This window comes from Serratia sp. AXJ-M, assembly GCF_046531865.1.
In the GTDB taxonomy this organism is placed as follows: Bacteria; Pseudomonadota; Gammaproteobacteria; order Enterobacterales; family Enterobacteriaceae; genus Serratia; species Serratia liquefaciens.
Genome location: NZ_CP059394.1, coordinates 2,268,420 through 2,280,282 on the forward strand (window position 1 = coordinate 2,268,420; position 11,863 = coordinate 2,280,282).

At 56.0% G+C, this 11,863-nt stretch carries 11 protein-coding genes; 9 read left to right on the forward strand and 2 right to left on the reverse strand.

The window, feature by feature from the left end:
* The first annotated feature begins 20 nt into the window (after positions 1 to 20).
* Both H0S68_RS10660 and menI read left to right on the forward strand, forming a co-directional pair.
* Positions 21 to 3,077 (forward strand): FAD-binding and (Fe-S)-binding domain-containing protein, encoded by a 3,057-nt coding sequence (locus tag H0S68_RS10660; protein ID WP_262244245.1) that lies wholly within the window; start codon positions 21 to 23, stop codon positions 3,075 to 3,077.
* Positions 3,074 to 3,490, forward strand: a complete 417-nt coding sequence (gene menI, locus H0S68_RS10665; RefSeq protein ID WP_020826652.1) for a 1,4-dihydroxy-2-naphthoyl-CoA hydrolase — start codon at positions 3,074 to 3,076, stop codon at positions 3,488 to 3,490. The genes H0S68_RS10660 and menI overlap by 4 nt, the downstream gene beginning before the upstream one ends.
* A gap of 54 nt (positions 3,491 to 3,544) precedes the next feature.
* Here the strand turns inward: menI and H0S68_RS10670 are convergent, their stop codons facing one another.
* Entirely contained in the window at positions 3,545 to 3,949 is a 405-nt protein-coding gene (locus tag H0S68_RS10670; protein WP_004943694.1) for a hypothetical protein, read from the reverse strand.
* Positions 3,950 to 4,504: 555 nt separating this feature from the next.
* Between H0S68_RS10670 and sufA the strand changes: the two genes are divergently transcribed.
* The 7 genes from sufA to H0S68_RS10705 all read left to right on the forward strand — a co-directional run bounded on the left by sufA (position 4,505) and on the right by H0S68_RS10705 (position 11,472).
* Positions 4,505 to 4,876: a Fe-S cluster assembly scaffold SufA gene (gene sufA, locus H0S68_RS10675; RefSeq protein WP_020826654.1), complete on the forward strand. Its 372-nt coding sequence runs from the start codon at positions 4,505 to 4,507 to the stop codon at positions 4,874 to 4,876.
* A gap of 14 nt (positions 4,877 to 4,890) precedes the next feature.
* Complete coding sequence (gene sufB, locus H0S68_RS10680) at positions 4,891 to 6,387, forward strand: Fe-S cluster assembly protein SufB (RefSeq protein ID WP_041414521.1); 1,497 nt, start codon at positions 4,891 to 4,893, stop codon at positions 6,385 to 6,387.
* A 42-nt stretch (positions 6,388 to 6,429) separates the two neighbouring features.
* Positions 6,430 to 7,176: a Fe-S cluster assembly ATPase SufC gene (gene sufC, locus H0S68_RS10685; RefSeq protein WP_020826656.1), complete on the forward strand. Its 747-nt coding sequence runs from the start codon at positions 6,430 to 6,432 to the stop codon at positions 7,174 to 7,176.
* Positions 7,151 to 8,443, forward strand: coding sequence for a Fe-S cluster assembly protein SufD (gene sufD, locus H0S68_RS10690; protein ID WP_115058947.1), 1,293 nt, complete (start codon positions 7,151 to 7,153; stop codon positions 8,441 to 8,443). The genes sufC and sufD overlap by 26 nt, the downstream gene beginning before the upstream one ends.
* Positions 8,440 to 9,660, forward strand: coding sequence for a cysteine desulfurase SufS (sufS, locus tag H0S68_RS10695; RefSeq protein ID WP_020826658.1), 1,221 nt, complete (start codon positions 8,440 to 8,442; stop codon positions 9,658 to 9,660). Before sufD ends, sufS begins: the two co-directional genes overlap by 4 nt.
* Before the next feature lie 93 nt (positions 9,661 to 9,753).
* Positions 9,754 to 10,167, forward strand: a complete 414-nt coding sequence (sufE, locus tag H0S68_RS10700; RefSeq protein ID WP_020826659.1) for a cysteine desulfuration protein SufE — start codon at positions 9,754 to 9,756, stop codon at positions 10,165 to 10,167.
* 291 nt (positions 10,168 to 10,458) lie between these two features.
* Positions 10,459 to 11,472 carry a L,D-transpeptidase family protein gene (locus H0S68_RS10705; protein ID WP_142815289.1) on the forward strand — a complete coding sequence of 338 codons (1,014 nt, stop codon included), beginning with the start codon at positions 10,459 to 10,461 and terminating at the stop codon, positions 11,470 to 11,472.
* A gap of 143 nt (positions 11,473 to 11,615) precedes the next feature.
* Here H0S68_RS10705 and H0S68_RS10710 read toward each other — a convergent pair whose 3' ends face one another.
* A complete protein-coding gene (locus H0S68_RS10710) occupies positions 11,616 to 11,852 on the reverse strand; it encodes a major outer membrane lipoprotein (protein ID WP_004943717.1) in 237 nt (78 codons plus the stop codon).
* Positions 11,853 to 11,863: the final 11 nt, after the last annotated feature.

The window sequence follows — 11,863 nt, forward strand, 5'->3', positions numbered from 1 at the left end:
CAGACAGGGTCAAAAAGCGAATGATCCCACAGATTTCTCAGGCACCCGGCCTCGTTCAACGGGTGCTCGACTTTTTGGAAGCCTTAAAGCAAAACGGATTCAATGGCGATATCGCCACCAGCTACGCCGACCGGCTGACGATGGCGACCGACAACAGTATCTATCAGTTGCTGCCCGACGCGGTAGTGTTTCCCCGCTCCACCGCAGACGTGGCGCTGATTGCACGCCTGGCGGCTGAAGAGCGTTTCAACGCGCTGACCTTTAGCCCCCGCGGCGGCGGAACCGGCACCAACGGACAGTCGCTTAACAGCGGCATCGTGGTGGACATGTCGCGCCACATGAACCGTATTCTGGACATCAACGTCGAGCAGGGGTGGGTCAAGGTGGAGGCTGGGGTGATCAAAGACCAGCTTAACCAGTACCTGCGGCCCTTGGGTTATTTTTTCTCGCCGGAGCTTTCCACCAGTAACCGCGCCACGCTGGGCGGCATGATCAATACCGACGCTTCCGGCCAGGGGTCGCTGGTGTACGGTAAAACCTCCGATCACGTACTGGGCCTGCGGGCGGTTTTGCTGGGCGGCGACATGATCGACACTCGCGCCATGCCGACGCCACTGGCGGAAACGATTGCCTGTGAGGAAACCCTTGAGGGGCAGATTTACCGAACGGTACTCAACAGTTGCCGTGACCAACGCGCGCTGATCCTGGAGAAATTCCCCAAGCTAAACCGCTTCCTGACCGGCTACGATCTGCGGCACGTGTTTAGCGACGATCTGCAAACCTTCGATTTGACGCGTATTCTGACCGGCGCCGAAGGAACTCTGGCCTTTATTACCGAAGCGCGGTTGGACATTACGCCGCTGCCGAAGGTGCGCCGCCTGGTGAACGTTAAATACGACTCCTTTGATTCCGCGCTGCGTAATGCGCCCTTTATGGTTGAAGCCAAGGCGTTGTCGGTAGAAACCATCGATTCCAAGGTGTTGAACCTGGCGCGTGAGGATATCGTCTGGCATTCGGTGAGCGAACTGATCACCAACGTGCCGGATAAAGAGATGCTGGGCCTGAACATCGTCGAATTTGCCGGTGACGACCAGGTCCTGATCGACCAGCAGATGGAAAGCCTGTGCCTGCGATTAGACGAGCTGATCTCCGAGAGGCAGGGCGGCGTGATTGGCTATCAGATCTGTGGTGATTTGGTGGGCATCGAGCGCATTTATAACATGCGCAAAAAGGCGGTCGGGTTATTGGGTAACGCCAAAGGGCGGGCCAAACCGATTCCCTTTGCCGAAGACACCTGCGTGCCGCCTCAGCATCTGGCCGATTACATCGTCGAATTCCGTCAGTTGCTGGACAGCCACAACCTCAGCTACGGCATGTTCGGTCACGTCGATGCCGGCGTGCTGCATGTGCGTCCCGCGCTGGACATGTGCGATCCCCAGCAGGAAGTGCTGATGAAACAGCTCTCCGATCGGGTGGTGGCACTGACCGCCAAATACGGCGGCTTGCTGTGGGGTGAACACGGTAAAGGCTTCCGCGCCGAATACAGCCCGGAGTTTTTCGGCGAGCAGCTGTATCTGGAACTGCGTCGCATCAAAGCCGCATTCGATCCGAACAACCGCCTCAACCCTGGCAAAATTTGCTCGCCGTTGGGCGTCGATGCGCCAATGATGAAAGTGGACGCCGTCAAGCGCGGTACCCTCGATCGCCGCATTCCTGTCGAGGTACGTACTTCATTCCGGGGGGCGATGGAGTGTAACGGCAACGGTCTGTGCTTCAACTTTGACGTGCGTAGCCCGATGTGCCCGTCGATGAAAATCACCGGCAATCGTATCCATTCGCCAAAAGGCCGGGCCGCGCTGGTGCGTGAATGGCTGCGTCTGCTGTCCGAGCAGGGCGTCGATCCCGTGGCGTTGGAAAAACAACTGCCACAGCAGCGGCTCAGTTTCCGAACGCTGATCGAGAAAACCCGTAACAGCTGGTACGCCGGCAAAGGCGAATATGATTTCTCGCACGAGGTGAAAGAGGCGATGTCCGGCTGTCTGGCCTGCAAAGCCTGTTCTACCCAATGCCCGATCAAGATTGACGTGCCGGGCTTCCGTTCGCGTTTCCTGCAGCTTTACCACACGCGTTATCTGCGGCCGGCGCGTGACTATATGGTCGCCGGAGTAGAGAGCTATACGCCGCTGATGGCGAAAGCGCCCAAGGTGTTCAACTTCTTCTTCCGTCAGCCCTGGGTGCGTGAGCTAAGCCGCAATACTGTCGGCATGGTTGATTTGCCGATGCTCTCCAGCCCGACGCTGCGTCAACAGCTTTCCGGCCATGGTGCCACGACCATGACGCTGGAACAGCTTGAAGCGCTGAACACCGAACAACGCGAGCAGCACGTTTTGATCGTGCAGGATCCCTTCACCAGCTATTACGATGCCAAAGTGGTGGCGGACTTTGTACGGCTGGTGGAAAAGCTCGGCTACCGGCCGGTGCTGCTGCCGTTTTCTCCGAATGGCAAGGCGCAACATATCAAAGGATTCCTGACGCGCTTTGCTCGTACTGCGCGCAAAACCGCCGATTTCCTCAATCGGGTGGCAAAACTCGGTATGCCGCTGGTGGGGGTCGATCCGGCGCTGGTGCTGTGTTATCGCGATGAATATAACGAGGTCCTGGGGGAAAACCGCGGGGACTTCCAGGTGCAACTGGTGCACGAATGGTTGCAGCAACTGCTGGCCGAGCGGGCTGAACAGCCTGCGACCGGTGAGGCCTGGTATCTGTTCGGTCACTGTACTGAAACCACCGCCTTACCGGCCAGCGGTCAGCACTGGACGTCGATCTTTGCTCGCTTCGGCGCCAGGCTGGAAAATGTCAGCGTAGGCTGCTGCGGCATGGCGGGTACTTACGGGCATGAAGTGAAGAACCTGCAGAATTCGCTCGGCATTTATGAGCTATCATGGCACCAGGCATTGCAACGTTTGCCGCGGCAACGTTGTCTGGCGACCGGTTACTCCTGTCGCAGCCAGGTCAAACGCATTGAGGGTAACGGTGTACGGCACCCATTACAGGCACTTCTGGAGATGATTGAGTGAAACTGTGGAAACGAGAAACGACGCTGGAACAATTAAACCAGGCTGGTGAAGGCTGTATGGTCAGCCATGTGGGGATCCAGTTTACTCGAATGGAAGAGGATTACCTTGAGGCTACCATGCCTGTGGACCACCGTACGCGGCAGCCGTTTGGTTTGTTGCACGGTGGGGCCTCGGTGGTGCTGGCGGAGTCGATGGGATCGATGGCTGGTTACCTGTGCAGCGAGGGCGATCAGAAAGTAGTAGGGCTGGAGATCAATGCCAACCACCTGCGAGCGGTGTTTGAAGGCCAGGTACGCGGAGTTTGTCGCGCACTGCATGTTGGTCGTCGGCATCAGGTGTGGCAGATTGAAATCTTCGATTCGCGCGACCGCCTTTGCTGCACTTCGCGTTTAACCACCGCAGTGATCGATTAAGTTTCCTTCCCCCGCAGGCATTCCGACCTGCGGGTTTCTTGTCAGTCGGCGGGGTTACAGCTGAAACGGCACCCGCTTGACGAAGTCCTTCTGGAAGGCGTTGGCTTTCTCCCAGGTGCCTTCCATCGCGTATTTCTGGCAGATTAGGGTCAGGGTATGGCGGGCAAAATGGTAGCTCTGAACCCGAAACAGCTGGCAGCGCTGCGGATTGTTGATTTCCACGATCAGCCGATTATGCAGCTTGCTCAACGCGTGCAGATAGCTTTCATCATCGCCGTTTTCCAGGCACAGATTGGCCATATTGAGGCTGACGTTGTTGTAGCGTTTCAGGTGGTTGATATTGCATTCCGGCCGCCTGAGCGACGCTTCTGCCATGTAGAAATCTACCGTGGCGTCACGCACGCTGAACTTATAGTCATCAATTTTGCCCAGCAGCCACGCATTCATCGAGATATTCATTTGCCCGCGCTCAATTTGTAATTGAATGATAATCATTATCATATTTACTGGCGCGTTTACGATCAATCATTCTGTTGAAATTTTTATCGCGGCAGGGGGATGCATTGAGCGCGTGGCGACCCAATATGGTCAGTAACGACTAAACTTTAGTCATAGAGCGTGCGAATTGTCTGCCTGCAGTGAAGCGCGAAAGAGTGGGAAAAGTCCCTTATTGTCGATAAACGCATTTTTAAGACAGACAAAATTCAGAAATAGGTATTTTCTATGAATGTTTAAAGCAAAATAAAAATCCGGATCTGTAAAGCGTTCGAGCCAATAGGCAAGCGCGAAGGTAGTACAGGATGTGCTGTAAATTCATAGGGATAAATTGATCCCCTTGCCGACCTGCAGCGATTGTGTCGCTGACTGTCCCGCGCGCTTGCCGCATGCCGAAACGAAAATCCGGGTTTTTGGCGGATACCCCCGCAAAACAAACGGTTGAAGTGATAATTGTTATCACTAACATAGTAGCAACCCAGATTGGCTGTGGAAAAACACGAGTGTGAGGTAGGCCATATGCAAACGGAAAATGTCGGCACCTTTTCTCTGGACGAAAATGTCTGGCAAGGCATTTTGCTCAGTGATAATGCCGTACAACAAATTACTAAATTAATGCAGCAGGATCCGCAGGTGAAGGGGCTGCAGCTCGGGGTGAAGCAGTCAGGCTGCGCCGGGTTTGCCTATGTGCTGGATCTCACCCGTGAACCCGCTGACGACGACCTGCTGTTTGAGCGCGATGGCGCCAAACTGTATGTGCCGTTAAAAGCCATGCCGTTTATCGATGGCACCACGGTGGATTTTGTCCGTGAAGGGCTGAATCAGATATTCAAATTTAACAACCCTAAAGCTCAGCATGCCTGCGGGTGCGGCGAGAGTTTTGGCGTTTGAGCGATGCAATCAACATGACACGAAGCAATGTAGAAATGCCTAATGAAGTGCAGGCTTGGGTCAGCGAAGGTCGCTATAAAGAAGGCTTTTTTACCCAACTGGCTACCGACGAGTTAGCGAAAGGCATCAACGAAGACGTGGTGCGCGCCATCTCGGCCAAGCGTAACGAACCTGAGTGGATGCTGGAGTTCCGCCTGGAGGCTTACCGTGCCTGGCTGCAAATGGAAGAGCCGCACTGGCTGAAAGCCAACTATGACCGGCTGAATTACCAGGACTACAGCTATTACTCGGCGCCGTCCTGCGGCAGTTGTGATGACGCCTGCGGCTCGCAGCCCGGCGCAGAACAGCAGCCCGGCGCGGTCACGGACAACAATTACCTGACCAGCGAGGTTGAACTGGCGTTTAACCAGCTCGGCGTGCCGGTGCGAGAAGGCAGTGAAGTGGCGGTGGACGCGATCTTTGACTCCGTCTCGGTCTCCACCACCTATCGCGAGAAGTTGGCCGAGAGCGGGGTGATTTTCTGTTCGTTCGGCGAGGCGATCCACGAATACCCGGATCTGGTACGCAAATACCTCGGCCGCGTCGTACCCTCAAACGACAACTTCTTCGCCGCCCTGAACGCCGCGGTGGCCTCTGACGGTACCTTCGTCTATGTGCCGAAGGGCGTACGCTGCCCCATGGAACTGTCGACCTATTTCCGTATTAACGCCGCCAAAACCGGGCAGTTCGAACGCACCATCCTGATCGCCGACGAAGGCAGCTATGTCAGCTACATCGAAGGCTGCTCGGCTCCGGTACGCGACAGCTATCAGCTGCATGCGGCGGTGGTGGAAGTGATCCTGCACAAAGACGCCGAAGTGAAATACTCGACCGTACAGAACTGGTTCTCCGGCGGTGACAGCAAGGGCGGGATCCTGAACTTTGTCACCAAGCGCGCACTGTGCGAAGGCGCCGGGTCGAAAATGTCCTGGACCCAGTCGGAAACCGGCTCGGCCATCACCTGGAAGTACCCGAGCGTGATACTGCAGGGCGACAACTCTATCGGTGAGTTCTTCTCTGTGGCGCTGACCAGCGGCCATCAGCAGGCGGACACCGGCACCAAAATGATCCACATCGGCAAGAACACCCGTTCGACCATCATTGCTAAAGGCATCTCTGCCGGGCACAGCGAGAACACCTATCGCGGCCTGGTGAAGATCCTGCCGGGAGCGGAAAACGCCCGTAACTTTACCCAGTGCGACTCGATGCTGATCGGGCCGGACAGTGGCGCCCATACGTTCCCTTATGTTGAGGCGCGTAACAACAGCGCGCAGCTGGAGCATGAAGCCACCACCTCAAAAATTGGCGATGACCAACTGTTTTACTGCCTGCAACGCGGCATCAGTGAAGACAATGCCATTTCGATGATCGTCAACGGATTCTGTAAGGACGTGTTCTCTGAGCTGCCGCTGGAGTTCGCCGTCGAGGCGCAGAAGTTATTGGCCATCAGCCTGGAACACAGCGTGGGCTAATCGCCGGATTTACAGCGCGAAAGCGCGACCTAAGGACACTGCATGTTAAGTATCAAGAATTTAAAAGTCAGCGCGGAAGGCAACGAGATCCTCAAGGGTCTGGACCTGGAGATCAAACCCGGTGAAGTGCATGCCATCATGGGGCCGAACGGCTCGGGCAAAAGCACGCTTTCGGCGACCCTCGCAGGGCGCGAAGAGTATGAAGTCACTGAGGGCGAGGTGACCTTTAAAGGTAAGGACCTGCTCGAGTTGGATCCGGAAGATCGTGCCGGCGAAGGCGTGTTTCTGGCGTTCCAGTACCCGGTGGAAATTCCCGGCGTCAGCAACCATTTCTTCCTGCAGACGTCCGTGAATGCGGTGCGAAAATACCGCCAGCAGGAGGCGCTCGATCGCTTCGATTTCGCTGATTTTATCGAAGAGAAGATTGAACTGCTGAACATGCCGCCCGATCTGCTGACCCGTTCGGTCAACGTCGGTTTCTCCGGTGGGGAGAAAAAGCGTAATGATATTCTGCAGATGGCGGCGTTGGAGCCGGATCTGTGCATTCTGGATGAAACCGACTCCGGTTTGGATATCGATGCGCTGAAGATCGTCGCCAACGGCGTTAACTCGCTGCGCGACGGCAAGCGCTCGTTCATTATTGTCACGCACTACCAGCGTATTCTGGATTACATCAAACCGGATTACGTTCATGTTCTTTCCCAGGGGCGCATCGTCAAATCCGGCGATTTCTCCCTGGTGAAACAGTTGGAGGAGCAGGGCTATGGCTGGCTTACCGACGAACAATAACTCACGCGCGCTGCAGCAGCTTTACAGCCTGTTCGAAGAGCGCGGCGGCGAGCATTCCGCGCATGCGCTGGCGCACTGGCAGCAGGCTTTACGCCTGGGCTGGCCGACCCGCAAGCATGAGAACTGGAAATACACGCCGCTGGAAGGCCTGCTGGAGCAGCAGTTCCTGGAGCCGCCTGTAGAGCAGGTGACCACGGCTCAGGTGGATGCACTGGCGTTGGCTATCGATGCATATCGGTTAGTGTTTATCGACGGCCGTTTCAGTGCGGCGCTGAGCGATGGCGAACTGGGCGATTATCAGTTTGACGTTGCCTCCTACGGCACGCCACAGGCGCTGCCTGAGCCCATTCAGCCTGAAATTTTTCTGCACCTGACCGAAAGCCTGGCGCAGGAAACCAGCATTATCCGCGTGGCGGCCGGTAAAAGCGCTTCACGCCCTTTGTACCTGTTGCATATCAGCAGCGGACGCGGTGCTGCAGGCGAAGTGAATACGGTACATCACCGTCATCATCTTGAGATTGGGCGCAGCGCCCAGGCCGAAGTGATTGAGCACTACGTCAGTTTGAACGATGCCGCGCATTTCACCGGCGCACGCCTGACCGCCAATGTGGCTGACAATGCCCAACTGCATCACTGCAAACTGGCGTTTGAAAGCCAGCCAAGTTACCACTTTGCCCATAACGATTTGGTGATTGGCCGCGACGCGCAGGTGAAGAGTGACAGCTTCCTGCTCGGTGCGGGCCTGACGCGCCACAACACCAGCGCGCAGCTTAACGGTGAAGGATCTAATTTGGTGATCAACAGCCTGGTGCTGCCGGTCGGCAAAGAGGTGTGCGATACCCGAACTTACCTGGAACACAACAAGGGTTACTGCGAAAGCCGCCAATTGCACAAAGTGGTGGTTAGCGACCGCGCCAAGGCCGTGTTCAATGGCATGATCAAAGTGGCCAAGCACGCGATAAAAACCGATGGGCAGATGACCAACCACAATCTGCTGTTGGGCAAAGTGGCTGAGGTCGATACCAAACCGCAGTTGGAAATCTATGCCGATGACGTGAAGTGTAGCCATGGCGCCACCGTCGGGCGTATCGATGAAGAGCAGCTGTTCTATCTGCAATCACGGGGCATCGACAAGCACGCTGCGCAACAGATGATTATTTTTGCCTTTGCCGCTGAGCTGACTGAGGGGATCGGTAACGAAACCATTCGTGAATCGGTGCTGGCGCGCATTGCACGGCGCTTGCCGGAGCCGGGGGAGGCCGCATGAGTTTTCCCATCGAACGGGTACGCGGCGATTTCCCGATCCTGTCGCGTGAGGTCAACGGCCAGCCTCTGGCTTACCTCGACAGCGCGGCCAGTGCGCAAAAGCCGCAGGCAGTAATCGATCGCGAGCTGGATTTTTATCGTCACGGTTATGCGGCGGTGCATCGCGGCATCCACACCATGAGCGCCGAGGCGACTCAGGAAATGGAAGCGGTGCGTGAAAAGGTGGCGGCGTTTATCAATGCCGGCTCGGCGGAAGAGATCGTATTCGTTAAAGGCACCACCGAAGGCATCAATCTGGTGGCCAACAGCTTCGGTCGCCACTTCCTGCAGCCCGGTGACAGCATCATCATCACCGAGATGGAGCACCATGCCAACATCGTGCCCTGGCAGATGCTGGCGCAAGAGCGTGGGCTGAACCTGCGCGTCTGGCCGCTACAGCAAGATGGTACGTTGGATGTGGCGCAGCTGCCTGGATTGATCGATGCCACCACCAAACTGCTGGCGTTGACTCAGGTTTCCAACGTGTTGGGCACGGTCAATCCGGTGCAGGAAATTACGGCGCAGGCCAAAGCTGCCGGTCTGAAGGTGCTGATTGACGGTGCGCAGGCGGTCATGCACCAACGGGTTGATGTGCAAGCGCTGGATTGTGATTTCTACGTATTTTCCGGTCACAAGCTGTATGGGCCTTCCGGTATCGGCGTTCTCTACGGTCGTCAGGCGCTGTTGCAGCAAATGCCACCGTGGGAAGGCGGCGGCTCAATGATTCAGCAGGTGAGCCTTACTCTCGGCACCACCTATGCCGAGCCACCGTGGCGTTTTGAAGCCGGTTCCCCCAATACTGCAGGCATGATGGGACTGGGGGCGGCGATTGACTACGTGAACGCGCTGGGGCTGGAGGCGATTGCTGATTATGAGCATTCGCTGATGCATTATGCGCTCGAAGCGCTGCAGCAGGTACCGACGCTGAAGATCTATGGTCCGGCGGATCGCGCAGGGGTGATCGCCTTTAATCTGGGCGAACACCATGCCTATGACGTCGGCAGCTTCCTGGATCAGTACGGCATCGCTATTCGCACCGGACATCATTGCGCGATGCCGCTGATGGCGTTCTATAATGTGCCGAGCATGTGCCGCGCCTCGTTGGCGTTGTACAACACCCGCGAAGAAGTTGACCGGCTGGTGGCCGGGTTGCAGCGAATTCAAAAACTGCTGGGATAGGGTAGACTGTCGGGCTTGGCGCTATTGGCTGAGCGCCGGTGGCCAGTGACATGGGGTCGGCATGCCGGCCCCTGAATTATTGAAAGGAACCTCATGGCGAACTTGCCGGATAAAGAAAAGTTGGTGCGTAATTTTTCCCGTTGCCTGAACTGGGAAGACAAGTACCTGTATGTCATCGAACTGGGCGCGAAGCTGCCGGCGCTTGACGATAGCGAGCGTCAGGCGGGCAATCTGATTTCCGGTTGTCAGAGCCAGGTGTGGATTGTGATGCGGCTCGATGAACAAGGGCAGGTCGAGTTTCACGGGGATAGCGACGCGGCTATCGTCAAAGGGCTGCTGGCGGTGGTGTTTATTCTTTATCACCAAATGACGCCGCAGCAGATTGTCGAGCTGGACGTGCGGCCGTTTTTCGCCGAACTGGCGTTGAGTCAGCACCTGACGCCTTCCCGTTCTCAGGGGCTGGAAGCCATGATCCGCGCAATCCGCAGTCAGGCCGCCAAACTCTGATATTCCTAAGGCTCATTGATAAGGCGCTTATATTTGCTATGTCAATGAGTCTTTACAAAACCCGCCCAACCCTGCCATTCACCCCGCAAATCAGTGACATATCAGCAGCTTATCCCTTGACGTTATACTGACAAATGGAGAAAGCGATTACGTTATAACATGTTGATTTTTAGAGGACTTATTGCCTTTGACGTCAGCATTGCTAGTATTAATCAGGTCTTGTCTGATTTACCGGTCACCAAGTGCCAGATAGCCTTGTGGCCGAACCGTAATAAGCATATAGGGATGATAATGAAACGTGCGTTGAGTTTAATGGGCATGCTATTTGCCACCGTACTGACCGGCACGCAAGCCGCCAGCGCGAGCGAATACCCGCTGCCGCCGCCGGACAGCCGTCTGATTGGCGAGAACACCACCTATACCGTACCGAACGATGGGCGTCCGCTGGAGGCGATTGCTGCCGACTATAAAATTGGTCTGCTGGGCATGCTTGAGGCCAACCCGGGTACCGATCCCTTCCTGCCCAAGCCGGGTTCGGTGTTGACCATCCCGACCCAAATGCTGTTGCCGGACACCAAGCGTGAGGGGATTGTCGTCAACCTGGCCGAACTGCGTCTGTATTACTACCCGAAAGGCGAGAACAAGGTCATCGTTTATCCTATCGGTATCGGCCAGACCGGGATGCACACTCCGCTGCAGGTGACCTCCGTAAGCCAAAAAATCCCGAACCCGACCTGGACGCCGACCGCCAATATCCGCAAGCGCTATCTGGAGAAAGGCGTGAAGCTGCCGGGCGTGGTGCCGGCCGGTCCTGAAAACCCAATGGGCCTGTTCGCTATGCGTCTGGCTATGGGGCACGGTGAGTATCTGATCCACGGCACCAACGCCAACTTCGGTATCGGCATGCGCGTCAGCTCTGGCTGTATCCGTCTGCGCCCAACCGATATCGAGGCGTTGTTCAACATGGTACCGCGCGGTACCCGTGTTCAGGTCATTAACGATCCGGTGAAAATTTCGGTTGAACCGGACGGTAAACGTTACGTAGAAGTGCATCAGCCGCTGTCGAGAGTTGAAAGCGACGATCCGCAGACCATGCCGATTACGTTGTCCAAAGCCGAGAAGGCTTTTGTCGGCGATGCACAGACCGATAAGGCCGTGTTCGATAGCGCGGTTGTACGCCGCTCTGGCATGCCGGTGCTGGTTAACGTGGGGCAGAACCCCTCTGACGTCAGTTTAACGCCTGTAGCCTCGCAGGAAGCGAATAAGGGCCTGTTCAAGGGCGCACCTATCAGTTCGGTGAATTAAAACGTAGCAGTAGCGGTCAATACCGATGGGTTCAGCGTGCTGAGCCCTTTTTTTTCGCCTAAAGACGGAAGGGGGGAAATGCGGAAATGACAGGCAAAAAAAACGGCGCACAATGTGCGCCGTTTTCAATAACCGAAGCTATCTTACTTTTTGTAAGCGTGAGCTTGGTTGTCCAGGCGCTGGTTAGCACGTGCTGCGTCGTCTTTAGCTGCTTGAACGTCAGAACGGATTGCGTTCACGTCGTTGCTCAGCTGGTCAACTTTAGCGTTCAGAGTCTGAACGTCAGAAGACAGTTGATCGATTTTAGCATTGCTAGAGCAGCCTGCCAGCAGAGTGGAACCCAGGATTACCGCGCCCAGTACCAGTTTAGTACGATTCATTATAACACCCT